Source organism: Thermoanaerobacterium sp. PSU-2, assembly GCF_002102475.1.
Taxonomy (GTDB): Bacteria; Bacillota; Thermoanaerobacteria; order Thermoanaerobacterales; family Thermoanaerobacteraceae; genus Thermoanaerobacterium.
Genome location: NZ_MSQD01000003.1, coordinates 88,158 through 102,609, shown reverse-complemented (window position 1 = coordinate 102,609; position 14,452 = coordinate 88,158). Strand labels below are relative to the sequence as shown.

Here is a 14,452-nt window from a genome sequence, read left to right as displayed (position 1 = left end):
GAATATATTATATTATATGCAAAGATGGATTTAAAATTATTTTACTTTATTTTTGTATGTATGTGCTATAATTAATATAGATTTATCATTGGAAGGTGCAATAATGAAGACACTGCTGGTAGCATTAAACGCTAAATATTACCATACAAATTTAGCCATAAGAAATATTAAGCTGTATTGTAAACCCATTGACATCCAGCTTTTGGAAATGACCATAAATGATGATTTGGATTTAATTCTACATAATATCCTAAACAAAAGGCCTGATGTCATTGGATTCTCTTGCTATATATGGAATATAGATAAAGTGCTGAAGCTTTGTGAATACATAAAAAAGGTCAATAAAGATATTTTAATAGTTCTTGGAGGACCTGAAATATCTTTTGATTCAGATGATTTATTGAAAATTGGTGTTGCAGATTTTATTGTGTTAGGCGAAGGGGAAGCAACTTTTAAAAATCTTCTACAAAAAATCCATAATGGCGAAAATGTGTATGACTTAAATGGCATAAGTTATATGAAGGATGGAAAAGTAATATTAAGAGAAAATACTGATTATGTTTGTCTGGACGATATTCCATTTCCTTATGGTGGGGAGGATATTTCCAATAAGCTTGTGTATTATGAGACATCCAGAGGGTGCCCTTTTAGATGTTCTTATTGCTTATCATCTCTTGATAATAAGTTGAGATATGCCAGCATTGAAAAAGTCAGAGATGATTTAGAGAAACTGACAAACATGGGCGCAAAAATTGTAAAACTTATAGACAGATCTTTTGACAGCAATATAAAAAGAGCAGTAGAAATATTAGACATAATAAGGGGTATGAGGAGCGACACAGTATTTCATTGTGAAGTTAATCCTGAATTAGTCAATCAAGAGTTTATAGATAGCTTAAAAGGCATAGAAGACAGAATTCAATTTGAAGTAGGCATACAGACGACTAACAAGGAAACTTTAAAGAACGTGTCGAGAAATCCAGACGTTAGTGGTGCGTTAAATGGCATAAAACTTATCATCAATGCAGGTGTAAAGGTGCATGTAGATCTAATCGCTGGATTGCCTGGCGATGACTTTGATTCGATTGTAAAATCTTTTAACGACGTGTATAAGTTAAATCCTGATGAAATTCAGTTGGGCTTTTTAAAGCTTCTAAAAGGGACCAGAATTAGAAAAAACAAAGATATCTATGGCATCAAATATAAAAGTGATCCTCCGTATGAAGTTCTGATGACCAATACAATATCTTACATGGAGCTGTATGAGCTTAAAAATATCGCTTTCTTAGTAGATAAGTATTACAATTCTGGGAAATTTAAAATGTCATTAAGATTTTTGCTTGATTTTTTTAAAGATCCGTTTGAATTGTATAGCCGTTTGAATTGTTTTTGGGAAGAAAACGGATTTTATGGAAAAAAGCATTCTTTAAATGATTTATTTGATATTATTTATAGATTTGCCTTTTCGGAAGGTGTAGATACTGATTATTTTAAAGATTATTTAAGGTTTGACTATTTGTACTCTACTAATAATAAGGCATATCCTGATTGCCTTAAAGAGGATAAAAAAGTACCAGATGAAGTAAAATCATTGTTGCGGAATGATGAATGGTTAAAGCGCAATCTGCCGGCAGCAGTTGGCATGTCTAATTCTGAAAAAAATAAGAATCTCTCTATAGGCTTTTTTAAGCATGATGTTTTAAATATAGAAGGAGGAAATGTGTACATAGCCTTCTTTCACTGTGATGATAAAACATATTGTGCAAAAATAAATGTTTAAGGTGGGGTAGTATGTCAAAGACGCTTGTCATAGCACACCGCGGTGATTCTAAAAACGCTCCGGAAAATACGCTGTCGTCATTTAAGAGAGCTGTTGATGCAGGCTCAGACGGAATAGAATTGGATGTACAGCTTAGCAAAGACGGATATCTTGTGGTAATACACGATGAACGAGTAGATAGGACAACTGACGGAATAGGATATGTTAAGGACTATACGTTGAAAGAGCTTAAAAGGCTAAGCGCAGGAATAAAATTTGGCAGAAGTTATATGAATGAGAAAATACCTACTTTAGCAGAGGTTTTTGAGCTATTAGGAAATAAGAGCATATTGGTAAACATAGAGATAAAAAGTGGCTTGATATCATATCCGGGGATAGAAGAGAAACTGGTCAACTGCGTATTTGATTATAATTTTGAGGATTTGGTTTTAATATCATCATTTAATCATTATAGCTTAAAGACAGTGAAGGAGATTGAGCCAAGGCTTAACATTGGACTTTTGTATGAGTGTGGACTTGTAGAACCGTGGCATATTGCAAATAGGATGCACGCATATTCGCTTCATCCATTTTATGTAAATATAATACCTGAGGTTGTGAAAGGCTGCAAATCGAATAATGTCAAATTGTTTCCATGGACCATTGATGATGAAGAACTTTTGAAAAACATGATTCGATTGGGCGTTGATGGAATAATCACTAATGATCCATTAAAACTGATTGATTTAGAGAAAAAACTACATTAGTTTTACAGGAGGATATGGTATGAAATCAAACAAGTGGATGAAAGATATGACATTTAAAGAAAAGGTAGAGTACATTTGGGATTATTATAAGATACACATAATAGTAGGGATTATCGTTGTAGCTATAGTTGCATCATTTGTCAATTCAATTTTGACAAACAAAAATTACGTATTTGACTTCTCAATGATAGGAACATCGATAAATTTTGATAAGGAAATGAATTTTCAGAATACCATCACAAAAGAACTTTTAGGAACTGATAAGGGGAAAAATCAAGCATTGGTTGAATTTTACATGTTGACAAAAGGCAGTGACGGAAAATTTCAGCTTGATCCCACATCTGTACAAAAACTTATGGTCAAAATTTCTGCTGAAGAAGTGGATGTCATAGCGCTTGACAAGGATAATTTTTATGCATTAGGAAATCAAGGAGCGTTTTTAAATCTTGACACTGTAAAAAATCTTGATTTAAGTGGATTGGACACAGAGAAACTTCCTGCTTCAAAAGATGTCAAAGCTGGCACATATGGCATTTATCTCAACAAAGATAATAAATATTTAGATGGGATTGGATATGATTATCATGACAAGATAGTTGCTGTGCTATCTAATTCTAAAAACAAAGACTTGTCAGTAAAATTCCTTAAATGGCTTCTTGATATAAAGTAGTTTTTCATGTATACTATGAATGTATTTTCAAAACTTGCTTATTGTGAATATTGACGAGGTGATAGTGTGAAAGAAAAAATAAAGCTTCTTAAAGGTGATATAACAGAGCAAGAGGTTGATGCAATTGTAAATGCTGCCAATTCTGGTCTTTTAGGTGGTGGCGGTGTAGATGGTGCTATACATAGAGCTGGCGGGAAAGTCATAGATGAAGAATGCAGAGAAATAAGAGATAGAGAAGGTGGTTGTCCAACCGGAAAAGCTGTAATAACACACGGAGGTAATCTAAAAGCAAGCTACGTTATACATGCGGTCGGCCCAATTTGGAAAGATGGGAATAATGACGAGGACAACTTATTAGCCAGCGCATACATAGAGAGTTTGAAAATAGCTGATAAATACAATTTAAAGACAATTGCCTTTCCGTCTATAAGCACAGGCGCTTATGGATTTCCTGTTGAAAGGGCTGCAAAAATTGCTTTAAGGGCAGTGTCTGATTACCTTGACAAAAGTCAAATCAAAGAAGTGAGATTTGTCCTTTATAGTGATAATGATTATGATGTATATTCAAAGGCTTATGATGAATTATAAATTAAAAGCAGACCAGATATTGGCCTGCTAAAAAATTCTTATTTTACTATGTTTGTCAACACAAGTCCTATCATGATTATTCCTACTATCAATCTGTAGTAAGCGAAAGGTCTTAATGGATGACTTTTAAGGTACGACAGAAATTTGTCGACAACTATCAAGGCAACTATAAATGACATTATAAAACCTACTGCTAAAGCTTCCCATTCTATAGATGTCATTGTAGCTATTCCTTTATGAAGTGATACGACTGTAGCACCAAACATTGTGGGTATAGCCAAGAAAAATGAAAACTCTGCAGCAGCCTTTACTGATAGCCCTGCCATCATGCCACCCATAATCGTCGATGCCGATCTTGACATACCGGGGAATAGGGACATACATTGTGCAACTCCAATCCAAAAAGACTTTTTTGGGGTTACTTTATCCATGTCATCGATTTTATAGTTGGAAAATGCGTTTTCTACAATAATCATCATTATTGCACCTATCACAAGTGCTATTGATACTGTAAAAGGTGAGAATAAATGTTTATCGATAAAATCATTTAGCAGAAGTCCTAAAATTGCTGATGGAATGAAAGCGATGACGATCTTAAGCCATAATCTGAATCCCCATTTATTAGGTGCTAGATTTTTAAGAGAATTCCATATTTTTTCTCTGTAATAATATACGATGGCAAGTATAGCACCTAGTTGTATGACCACTTCAAACATTGTGGCATAGGCACCTTTAAAGTTTAATAAATCCCCAACGATGATCAGATGGCCTGTTGAAGATACAGGCAGAAATTCAGTCAAGCCTTCTACGATACCAAGTATAAAAGCTTTGATTAAAAGAATCATAAGATACCGACTCCTTACTATTTATTTGTTAAACACTATTTAATTTTATATTAACTTTAAGTTTAATTCAACATGTCTTTATGTGTTCTAATCTATTTTTAATATGATATAATAGGTGTATAATTATGTTGTGAGGTGGTTTTGTGCTTTTGCCAGGCTTTTTTTCGTTTGCAATAGGAATCATAATACTTGCATTTATAGTTTGGCTTTTTGGAAAGTCTATAAAAATACTTTTTAAATTTGTCATAAATTCTATAATTGGCTATATTTTTCTTTTGATTTTTAATTTTTTTGGCTCGATTTTTGGCTTAACATTGCATTTAAACATAATAAATGCTTTTGTTGCAGGTGTTTTTGGCATACCAGGAATAATTGTATTGCTGATTTTGAAGTATCTATTTAAAATTTCTTTTTAACCCTATTGGGGTTATTTTTTTATGACTAATATTGTTGATTTGATTTGGAATAATAAGTACGAAGGAGGTATTGAAATGGATATAAGAAAGATCATCCTTGACAATTTAAAAAATCGTTCAAAAGACGATATTAAAGGATTTATACAAGAAGCTGTAGATGCAAAGGAGGAGAATGCCATACCTGGTCTTGGCATAATTTTTGAAGCAGCATGGGAGAAAATGAATGATAATGAGAAAAACAACGTGATGGATTACATAATGAGAGGAATATCATAAAGGGTATCTTGGTTGATACCCTTTATTTTATAGTAGCAATACCGTTACTATGTAACCGCAAGTCAAACCTACGATTACCGAAAGCAGATTTCTTTTGACTATCGCATCAGGGTCCACCTTAATGACTGCAGTTACCGGTACTACGCTCCAAGGGATTATGGTGCCACCACCAACCCATATACAGGTTATTTCACCTAATGAAGCCAATATTGATGAATTTATATTAAGCGTATGGGCAAAAGTTTTAGAAAGTGCACCTACCAAAGGTAGCCCAGAAAATCCTGAGCCTGATAGTCCTGTCAGTATTCCTATTAAAAGCTGCATCAATGCTACAGTGTATTTATTTAAAGGAATGTGCTTTGAAAGGTAAATGCCGAGATCCATGAGATATCCTTTCGCATCTGGACCTATGACCTCTTTTGCAGTTGTCAACTCTCCTAAAAAGAAAAAAGCACTTATCACTATGATTGGAGCAAATGTTTTGATTCCAGACAAAAACCCATTTTTCAAGTAGTCTCTTGTCTTGTTTAAGAAATCTTTTTGTACGATTGTTGAAGCTAAAAGTACGATTATTGCAGTGCCGCCGATTAATGCCGTTGCCGCATTTCCTTTGATTTTTAAAATGTACATTAAAAAAGTATCGATGGCAAAAAAGAGTACAGCGACAAATGAAATAATGTAACTTTCCTTGTATATTTTCTTTCCATCTAAATTATTGTTGTAATTATTTTCTTTTTGCTTATTGTCTTTTAAATTTTTCATTGTAACAAAATAAAAGAAAACTATTGTGATGAGAGATGTTACACCCCATACTGGTATGCTACTTAAAATTAATTTTGATGTAGGTATTCCTAATGTTTTAGCTGTTACAGATGGAACACCTTGTATAAAAAAATCTCCTGATAAAGCAGCTCCAAATCCGAATATGGTTACTAAGGATGCAAAACTCAATTCATCAAAGCCTGATTTCAAAACAGGCCCGATTAAGACAGCACCTATTAAACCAACAGCAGGTGACGGCCATAAGAAAAGAGATAAAACCATCATCACTATGCCCACGATCCAAAATGTTTTACTTGGAGAGCTTAGAAATCTCAATAATGGCTTTGTTATGACAACATCTGCGCCTATATCATCAAGTGCACGTGACATGGCAATAATCAGGGAAATGATAAGTATTACCTGCCAAAGCTCTTTTCCGGATACAAATACAGAAGAATACAAAATTTCAATAGATTTCAATACGTTTTTAGTCTGTGACATTGCTACGGCAAATATGCCCACAATACAAGGCAAAATTATGTCTTTTCGAAAGACCATAAATAAAAATATTACAAGTATTGAAATTAAGTAGACAATATGTGTTGTTGTTATATTTACCATTGTAACACCTCATTTTTTACGTTTTTATTTACTCGCTTCAATTACATATTTTGCGTTGAGTTTGGTAAAATTATTAAAAATATGATAAAATATTCGATAAGGAGGTAGTTAAAATGAAACCAATGCAGCTTAAAGATGGTGTAACAAAAATTGGTGCAGTCCATTTTGAAAGGAGATTGTTTGACTCTCTTATTCCACTTCCTGACGGGACAAGCTATAATGCTTATCTCATAGAAGGCAGTGAAAAGATAGCTTTGATAGACACAGTTGATCCTATGAAAATAGAAGTGCTTATGGATCAATTGAAAGATGTACAAAAGATAGACTATATTGTATCAAATCATTCCGAACAGGACCATTCTGGTGGAATTCCTTTTGTTTTAGAAAAGTATCCTGATGCAAAAGTTATATGCACTCCGAAAGCAAAGGCCTTTTTAATGGATCTTCTACATATTTCTGAAGACAAGATAATAACTGTAGAAGACAATGAAACTGTATCTCTTGGAGGAAAGACTCTTAGGTTTATTCATGCCCCATGGGTACATTGGCCTGAGACCATGTTTACATACCTTGAAGAAGACAATATCCTGTTTACATGTGATTTTTTAGGTTCACATTTGGCTACATCGAAGCTTTTTGCAGAAGATGAATGCCATGTTTATAATTCTGCAAAGCGATACTATGCAGAAATAATGATGCCTTTTAGAAACTTTGTGGCAAAAAATCTTGAAAAGATAAAAGATTTAAAAATAGATTACATAGCTCCATCCCATGGTCCGGTTTACAATAGACCACAATTCATTTTTGATGCGTACAATAGCTGGGTATACGACGAACCGAAGAATATAGTTGTTATACCGTATGTTACAATGCACGGTTCTGTAAAAGCAATGGTAGATTATTTGACTGCTGTTCTTTCACAAAAAGGTGTCGTTGTAAAACCATATGATTTAACAGTGACAGATTTAGGTGAACTTGCTATGTCATTAGTTGACGCTGCCACAATAGTCGTAGGCACGCCGACGGTTTTGACTGGGGCACACCCACAGGTGATTTATGCTACATATCTCGCAAATGCCTTAAAGCCAAAAACTAAATTTTTATCAATTGTTGGGTCATACAGTTGGGGCGGAAAAACTATTGACCAATTGTCCAGCATGATTACAAACCTAAAAGTTGAAGTGATACCGCCAGTATTTATAAAAGGTCTTCCAAAAGAAGAAGATTATAAGCTTTTAGATGAATTAGCAGATAATATAGTTAAAAAACATAAAGAAGCAAACATTAAATAATTAATGTATCATAGAAGAATATAATAGCAGATTTGTGTATAGAATATCCTGTGAGGTGATTTCATGATAAATTTAAACGGACAAAATACCATAGCTCCAGGCATTATTAGCGCTATGACAACTTATGAAGAAGATTCACTTTTAAAGAAATCACAGGATGCATTAAATGTGTACGTTAATGGTGACTTTGTGGGTAAAAAAGTGCTTGTTGCAAACGGCGATGGTGGTGTTAACGCAGTAAAAGAGTATTTACTAAACAAAGGATATACTGGTTTTGAATATAAGATAGACGGCAACAACATAATGATACAGGCTGACGATGGTGTGTGTGATGAAATAAAAAGATTGTTGAATGTGTATTTAACTATACGGTAAGGAGCTTTAATGCTCCTATTTTTTCATTTTAAGATGATTATTGACGTTTCTTTATTTCAATAATTATAAAAAAGTAGTATAATATCTATTAAGAAAAATATATTAATAAATAATAATTATTAATGATAGAAATTTTTTGAAAGTTATTTTAAAAAATGCTGTTTCTGAGTTATTATAATGTATAGAAATGGTTAAAATTTAAGACATTAAATGAAAGAAGGTGATATTATGGCAACAGATAATATATCCAGTGTTATGGTTATTTTTGGTGGCACAGGAGACTTAACTCATAGAAAGTTGATGCCCGCTGTTTACAATTTGCTTTATGAAAAAAGCCTTCCAGAAAATTTTTGCGTCGTTTCGGTTGGAAGGCGTGATAAGACGGATGAGATTTATCGCAATGAAGTATACGAATCTATTAAGAAATTTTCGAGAATTAAAATAGATGATGAGCTTTGGAAAAATTTAAGAGATAGAATATACTATCAAAAGTTTGAGTTTCATGATGATGATGGATACTCAAGACTTAAAGATTTTTTGAGAGCGCTTGATGACAAATATCAAACAAACGGAAATAGAATTTATTACTTGGCGGTAGCTCCTGAGTATTTTGAACTCATCGTTGAAAAGTTACATCAACATGGAATGGCAGAGAATGAAAAATCGTGGCAAAGAGTCATGATAGAAAAACCATTTGGCAAGGATTTGAATTCTGCAGTTTATTTAAACAAAAAGATAACTGATGTTTTTACTGAAAAAAACACGTATCGCATAGACCACTATTTAGGCAAAGAAATGTTGCAAAACATAATGGTAATCAGGTTTGCCAATGTGTTTTTTGAGCCAGTTTGGAACAACAAATACATAGACAATGTGCAGATATCCTCCAGTGAGACGGTTGGCGTAGAAAATAGAGGTGGATACTATGAAAAAGCTGGTGCGCTAAGAGACATGATTCAAAATCACATGTTGCAGCTTTTGACGCTGACTGCCATGGAACCGCCTATTGATCTTACTACTGATTCTATCCATGATGAAAAAGTGAAGGTGTTAAAATCTCTTAAGGAGTTAACGCCGGATCTTGTATTGAAAAATGCAGTGAGAGGTCAGTATGAAGGTTATAGGAACGAGGATAGAGTATCACCTGATTCCGATACAGAGACATTTGCTGCAATTAAAGTCTTTGTAGACAATTTTAGATGGGCCGGTGTACCTTTCTACATAAGAACAGGTAAAAAATTGCCAGTAAAATCCACTGAAATAATAATACAGTTTAAACCTCTCCCAGGCGTTTTGTATTTTAAAGAGTATGGTGGACTTATGCCAGACCTGCTGGTCATTAAGATACAACCTGAAGAAGGCGTTTTTTTGCAGTTTAATGCGAAAAGACCTGGTACTTTAAATAAGGTGATACCGGTACGAATGGATTTTTGTCAAAATTGCCAAGTTGGCATGAATTCACCAGAAGCTTATGAAAGATTGATTTATGACGCGCTGCGAGGAGATTCTACTCTTTTTACGAGATGGGATGAAGTTGAGTATTCATGGAGGTATGTAGACAAAATAGCTGAGGTCTGGAAAAACAATAAACCAGAGTTTCCTAACTACAAGCCAGGAACATGGGGACCTTATGATGCTGATGAATTACTTCTTAGAGATAATTTTAAGTGGTGGAATATAGGAGGTTTTTACGATGAAAATATATGATGTTTCGATGAATATCAATAAGAATATGCAGGTTTACAAAAACAAACCTGAGAAAAAACCTGAATTGATTGTAACCAGCGATTTTCCCAATGACAGCGTGCATGAATCCAGGATATGTATGGATATGCACACAGGTACTCATTTCGATGCGCCTCTTCACATGATAGAAGGCGGTGATACGATCGACCATTTTGATATAACAAAAGCTGTTTCAAAATGCAAAGTTCTTGATTTTACCAACGTAGATGATAAGATAACTGCAGATGATTTGAAAGAGAAGGAAATAGAAAGCGGAGAATTTGTACTTTTAAAGACGAAAAATTCTTATGAAGATAGTTTCAACTTTAATTTCATTTTCTTAGATGCAAGCGGAGCTGAGTATTTGAAGGAAAAGAAAGTAATAGGAGTTGGAACAGATGGACTTGGAATAGAAAGAGCACAGCCAAACCACGAAACCCATAAGACTTTACTTGGAAACGGAATAACTATACTTGAAGGATTAAGGTTAAAAGACGTAAGAGAAGGAAAATATACATTGATTGCTGCTCCTTTAAAAGTAGATGGTGCAGAAGCTGCACCTACCAGAGCGCTTTTGATAGAGGACGATAAAAAATGAAAGTCAACATGTACAATATAGGCAATTGTATTGTTGGCAATTCTGAGGTTGATTTGGACAATATCCAGGAAATATCTAATATACTTATAGACAAATATGGTGAAAGTACAATGTTGGAATTCGTTGAAAATTTCAAAGCGGGGCAAGATTATTCAGATGCTTTTAAAAACGCTTTGAATAAAAAACATATGATTAAAAAATTAAAATTTAAAGAAAGTATCTAATTTGGAGGTTAATATGGATAAGAAGTTGAAAGATCGAAAAGACATCGACGACAAGTACAAGTGGAAACTGGAAGACATATATGAAAGCGATAAAGAGTGGAATGACGATTTTGACAAAGCCAAGGAAATCATAAGGCAATTGTCAGACTTTAAAGGCAAGATTAAAGATGCAGAATCCCTTTTAAATGTTCTTAAGCTAAATGATGCCTTGCAGATGATTATAGAGAAGCTTTTTGTGTATGCCAGGATGAAGAGAGACGAAGACAATGGCAATGGCAAATATCAAGCATTGACAGATAAAGCTATGAGAATTAATATTGAGGCATCTAGTGCAGCTTCTTTTATTGCTCCAGAGATTTTATCGATGGATGAAAAAGTCTTGAAAAGCTGTATTGAGGATAATGATGATTTCATAGATTATAGGCATTTTCTGGAGAATTTATTAAGGTATAAGCCTCATACCCTTTCAGACAAAGAAGAGATGATATTGGCAGAAAGTGAAGTCATGGCACACTCTCCTGAGAATATATTCAAAATGCTGGATAATGCCGACATCAGATTTCCTTCTATTGAAGATGAAGATGGGGATTTGGTGGAGCTGACGCATGGAAATTATATTAAATACATAAGCAGTAAAGATAGGAATGTCAGAAAGAAGGCCTTTGAATCACTTTACAGCGTCTACAAAAATTTTGCCAATACGTACGCAGCCATGACAGATTCCAATGTTAAGAAAGATGTATTCTATTCAAAGATAAGAAATTATAGTACATCTTTGGAAGCTTCGCTTTTTGATGACAATGTCCCTGTATCTGTTTACGACAATTTGATAGAAGCTATACATGAAAAGATTAATCTATTACACAGATATGTTTCTCTTAGAAAAAAGATGTTGAAACTTGATGAGCTGCATATGTACGATCTTTATGTGCCATTAGTTGCTGACTTTGACAAAGAATATGAATACGAAGAAGCCAAAGACATAGTGCTAAAAGCTTTAGAGCCATTGGGTAATGAGTATGTAAGCATCTTAAAGGAAGGCTTTGATAGCCGTTGGATAGATGTCTATGAGAATAGAGGCAAGACATCTGGAGCGTATTCATGGGGAACTTATGGCGTGCATCCATTTGTGCTTCTGAACTTTCAAGGTAAATTGGATGATGTTTTCACCATTGCTCATGAGATGGGGCATTCACTTCATACGTATTATTCTGACAAAGCTCAGAAATACATCAATTCTCACTATAAGATATTTGTTGCAGAAGTCGCATCTACTTGCAATGAATCTATTTTAATAGACTACCTTTTAAAAAATGCAAGAGACAAAAACGAGAAGTTGTATCTATTAAACCATTATCTTGAACAGTTTAAAGGAACAATATTTAGGCAGGTTATGTTTGCTGAATTTGAAAAGTATACCCATGAAGAAGCTGAGAAAGGTGAAGCGCTGACTGCAGAAAAATTGTGCCAAAAGTATCATAAACTTAATCAATTTTATTACGGAAATGATATAATAGTAGACGATGAGATCGATTATGAATGGGAAAGGATACCGCATTTTTATTCAAGCTTTTATGTCTACAAATATGCTACAGGATTTTCCGCTGCTGTTGCATTGTCGCAGATGATTTTAAATGAAGGGGATGATGCGGTAAAAAGATATATAGAATTTTTAAAAAGCGGTGGTTCAGATTATCCACTTAATATCTTAAAAAAAGCTGGTGTAGATCTTACAACAAAGAAGCCGATTTTAGATGCTTTAAATGTATTTGAGAATGTATTAGATGAAATGGAAAGACTTTTGGACAGGTGATGAATTTGAGAGAGTACAGCGTTTTTGATATAATGGGACCTGTCATGATTGGTCCCAGCAGTTCACATACAGCAGGAGCTGCACGGCTGGCAAAGATAGCCAGACAAATAGCAGGTGATGATGTAAAAGAAGTGCAGTTTATACTGTATGATTCTTTTGCAAACACATATAAGGGTCATGGCACTGACAAAGCGCTTGTCGCCGGAATCATAGGACTTGACCCAGATGATGAAAGGCTGCCTAATTCTTTTGAATTGGCAAAAGAGCAAAACATCTCATTTTCATTTGTAAAAAGCGATAAGGATGCATCACATCCTAATACAGTTAGAATGATTATAAAAAACAATTTAGGTGATGTTATTGAAGTATTGGGTTCGTCAATAGGCGGAGGCAATGTTGTGCTTAAAGAAATTAACGGCATGAATGTGGAGTTTACAGGAGAGTACGAGACGCTTATTACAAAGCATATTGACAAACCTGGTATCATAGCAATGGTGACAAAGGTCTTATCGGAGCATATGATAAATATAGCTTTTATGAGGGTGTACAGGCAGTTAAAGGGGGATATGGCTATTATGGTGATTGAATCAGATCAAACCATACCAGAAGATGTGCGAGTAAGAATAGAACATATTGATGGAATAGAGAAAGCTATAGTTGTAGACAGTGTGATAAAGCATAAATAAAACGTACTGAGGTGAAGAAGTTGTATCAGTTTAGTAGTGGATTTGAATTACTGGAGCTTACAAAAAAATATAATATTCCTATATCGGAAGTCGTGATAAATTATGAGCACGAGATGACTGGCGATGATAGAGATGTAATAATAGAAAAGATGTCATCAAATCTTGATGTGATGAGAAAATCTATCGAAAGAGGCTTGAAAGAAGATGTAAAATCTGTAGGTGGTTTTATCGGCGGAGATGCTAAAAGATTGTACGATAAAATAATTAATAATTTTACAATAAGCGGTGAGACAGTTTCAAAAGCTGTTGCATCGGCTATTGCAGTATCAGAAGTAAATGCAGCGATGGGCAAAATTGTTGCAGCACCTACTGCTGGTTCCAGTGGCGTCATTCCGGGAGCGTTGATAACTATTGCAAGGAAATTTGGCAAAAATGATGATGAATTGATAAAATCCTTGTTTACATCATCTGGAATTGGAATAATAATCGCAAAAAATGCTACGCTTTCAGGTGCAGAAGGAGGATGTCAGGCTGAAGTGGGCTCAGCGTCGGCTATGGCTGCCGCTGCTTTAGTTGAATTGATGGGTGGTTCCCCTGACGAGGCCTTAAATGCAGCGTCTTTTGCCATTATGAATCTTTTGGGACTTGTATGTGATCCTGTAGCAGGGTTAGTGGAGGTTCCATGCGTCACGCGAAATGCAATTGGTGCTGCAAATGCTTTGATTTGCGCTGATCTGGCTTTATCTGGCATGAAAAGCATCATTCCTTTTGATGACGTTGTAAGTGCAATGGACAGTGTAGGGAAAGCTATGCCTTGTGCACTTAGAGAGACGGCTGAAGGAGGGCTTGCAAAGACTGCAACCGGCATTAAGCTGAAAATGAATATGAGAGAATAGAGAAAGGCTTTACGAGTTATTCGTAAAGCCTTTTTAAAAACCGATTTTTAATCGGTAATTACCTCTATAAGAGGTAGAACTGTTTAAATTTATTTAATTTTCTATTATAATATATGCATATATAATGATTTTGATACAA

16 protein-coding genes are annotated in these 14,452 nt (G+C 34.5%); 14 read left to right on the top strand and 2 right to left on the bottom strand.

Annotated features, from left to right (window positions below):
- The first annotated feature begins 103 nt into the window (after positions 1-103).
- From BVF91_RS03630 to BVF91_RS03615, 4 genes are all read left to right on the top strand, one after another.
- Positions 104-1,780: a B12-binding domain-containing radical SAM protein gene (locus BVF91_RS03630; protein WP_085112143.1), complete on the top strand. Its 1,677-nt coding sequence runs from the start codon at positions 104-106 to the stop codon at positions 1,778-1,780.
- An 11-nt stretch (positions 1,781-1,791) separates the two neighbouring features.
- Complete coding sequence (locus BVF91_RS03625; RefSeq protein ID WP_085112142.1) at positions 1,792-2,526, top strand: glycerophosphodiester phosphodiesterase; 735 nt, start codon at positions 1,792-1,794, stop codon at positions 2,524-2,526.
- A 19-nt stretch (positions 2,527-2,545) separates the two neighbouring features.
- On the top strand, positions 2,546-3,196 hold the full coding sequence (locus BVF91_RS03620; RefSeq protein ID WP_085112141.1) for an ABC transporter substrate-binding protein: 651 nt from the start codon (positions 2,546-2,548) through the stop codon (positions 3,194-3,196).
- Between the two features lie 66 nt (positions 3,197-3,262).
- Positions 3,263-3,784: an O-acetyl-ADP-ribose deacetylase gene (locus tag BVF91_RS03615; protein WP_085112140.1), complete on the top strand. Its 522-nt coding sequence runs from the start codon at positions 3,263-3,265 to the stop codon at positions 3,782-3,784.
- Between the two features lie 38 nt (positions 3,785-3,822).
- On the opposite strand, the gene BVF91_RS03610 is transcribed toward BVF91_RS03615, so the two are convergent.
- Positions 3,823-4,629, bottom strand: a complete 807-nt coding sequence (locus BVF91_RS03610) for an undecaprenyl-diphosphate phosphatase (RefSeq protein ID WP_085112139.1) — start codon at positions 4,627-4,629, stop codon at positions 3,823-3,825.
- Between the two features lie 143 nt (positions 4,630-4,772).
- Here BVF91_RS03610 and BVF91_RS03605 point away from each other — a divergent pair, with 143 nt between their 5' ends.
- Complete coding sequence (locus BVF91_RS03605) at positions 4,773-5,045, top strand: pro-sigmaK processing inhibitor BofA family protein (RefSeq protein ID WP_085112138.1); 273 nt, start codon at positions 4,773-4,775, stop codon at positions 5,043-5,045.
- A 75-nt stretch (positions 5,046-5,120) separates the two neighbouring features.
- Positions 5,121-5,321: a small acid-soluble spore protein SspI gene (gene sspI, locus BVF91_RS03600; RefSeq protein ID WP_085112137.1), complete on the top strand. Its 201-nt coding sequence runs from the start codon at positions 5,121-5,123 to the stop codon at positions 5,319-5,321.
- Between the two features lie 27 nt (positions 5,322-5,348).
- On the opposite strand, the gene BVF91_RS03595 is transcribed toward sspI, so the two are convergent.
- On the bottom strand, positions 5,349-6,704 hold the full coding sequence (locus tag BVF91_RS03595; RefSeq protein ID WP_085112136.1) for a hypothetical protein: 1,356 nt from the start codon (positions 6,702-6,704) through the stop codon (positions 5,349-5,351).
- A 113-nt stretch (positions 6,705-6,817) separates the two neighbouring features.
- Here BVF91_RS03595 and BVF91_RS03590 point away from each other — a divergent pair, with 113 nt between their 5' ends.
- The 8 genes from BVF91_RS03590 to sdaAA all read left to right on the top strand — a co-directional run bounded on the left by BVF91_RS03590 (position 6,818) and on the right by sdaAA (position 14,313).
- Positions 6,818-7,996, top strand: a complete 1,179-nt coding sequence (locus tag BVF91_RS03590; protein WP_085112135.1) for an FprA family A-type flavoprotein — start codon at positions 6,818-6,820, stop codon at positions 7,994-7,996.
- Between the two features lie 63 nt (positions 7,997-8,059).
- Positions 8,060-8,371, top strand: a complete 312-nt coding sequence (locus tag BVF91_RS03585) for a hypothetical protein (protein WP_085112134.1) — start codon at positions 8,060-8,062, stop codon at positions 8,369-8,371.
- 228 nt (positions 8,372-8,599) lie between these two features.
- A complete protein-coding gene (gene zwf / locus BVF91_RS03580) occupies positions 8,600-10,078 on the top strand; it encodes a glucose-6-phosphate dehydrogenase (protein WP_085112133.1) in 1,479 nt (492 codons plus the stop codon).
- Entirely contained in the window at positions 10,065-10,694 is a 630-nt protein-coding gene (locus BVF91_RS03575) for a cyclase family protein (protein WP_085112132.1), read from the top strand. Before zwf ends, BVF91_RS03575 begins: the two co-directional genes overlap by 14 nt.
- Positions 10,691-10,918: a hypothetical protein gene (locus tag BVF91_RS03570; RefSeq protein ID WP_085112131.1), complete on the top strand. Its 228-nt coding sequence runs from the start codon at positions 10,691-10,693 to the stop codon at positions 10,916-10,918. The genes BVF91_RS03575 and BVF91_RS03570 overlap by 4 nt, the downstream gene beginning before the upstream one ends.
- A gap of 13 nt (positions 10,919-10,931) precedes the next feature.
- Complete coding sequence (gene pepF / locus BVF91_RS03565; protein WP_085112130.1) at positions 10,932-12,731, top strand: oligoendopeptidase F; 1,800 nt, start codon at positions 10,932-10,934, stop codon at positions 12,729-12,731.
- Positions 12,731-13,417 carry an L-serine ammonia-lyase, iron-sulfur-dependent subunit beta gene (gene sdaAB / locus BVF91_RS03560; protein WP_085112129.1) on the top strand — a complete coding sequence of 229 codons (687 nt, stop codon included), beginning with the start codon at positions 12,731-12,733 and terminating at the stop codon, positions 13,415-13,417. The genes pepF and sdaAB overlap by 1 nt, the downstream gene beginning before the upstream one ends.
- A gap of 20 nt (positions 13,418-13,437) precedes the next feature.
- Positions 13,438-14,313 carry an L-serine ammonia-lyase, iron-sulfur-dependent, subunit alpha gene (sdaAA, locus tag BVF91_RS03555; protein WP_085112128.1) on the top strand — a complete coding sequence of 292 codons (876 nt, stop codon included), beginning with the start codon at positions 13,438-13,440 and terminating at the stop codon, positions 14,311-14,313.
- Positions 14,314-14,452 lie beyond the last annotated feature (139 nt).